Origin of the sequence: Siphonobacter sp. BAB-5405 (assembly GCF_002872335.1) — a bacterium.
Taxonomy (GTDB): Bacteria; Bacteroidota; Bacteroidia; order Cytophagales; family Spirosomataceae; genus Siphonobacter.
Genome location: NZ_NJAG01000221.1, coordinates 1 through 457, shown reverse-complemented (window position 1 = coordinate 457; position 457 = coordinate 1). Strand labels below are relative to the sequence as shown.

The window sequence follows — 457 nt, the reverse complement described above, 5'->3', positions numbered from 1 at the left end:
CCTTCGGACTGTTTGGAAGAAAATTCCCTTCGTTATCAACCCTTAACTCAAAGCCAGTCTGCCCCCTGCCTTACTGAGTTAGAGTAGAAAGCCTCTTCCTCAAAGACGTGATCAATAGTCAGCATCCGTTTAAATTCGTACACTCCTACAATTTACGAGTGAATAGCTTTTCTTGACTTGCGTAACTCTTTCTCGTTTTAAAGAAATAAACCAGGTGCAGCAATAGCATCGTCCCTATTCCTAGTACATACACAATGTTATTAAAACCCTGTTCAAGTTTAGTATGGTTTTTATCAATGGTAAAGTGTCTGAAGAATGTTTTAACCGTAGCTTTTCCATTTCTGAAATAGGTTCCGGAAATATATTGAGGAGAAGCAATCGTTTTACCACTTCTGCTCACGTAGCCAATTCGATTATCCTGTACCACGATAGCTACATCTTCGTAGAAAGGCGATAC

1 protein-coding gene is annotated in these 457 nt (G+C 39.6%); it reads right to left on the bottom strand.

The window, feature by feature from the left end; translation table 11 throughout:
- Nucleotides 1-145: 145 nt before the first annotated feature.
- Nucleotides 146-457, bottom strand: a 312-nt coding sequence (locus BWI97_RS27205) for a WG repeat-containing protein (protein ID WP_146011111.1), incomplete at its 5' end; no start/stop codon positions are given.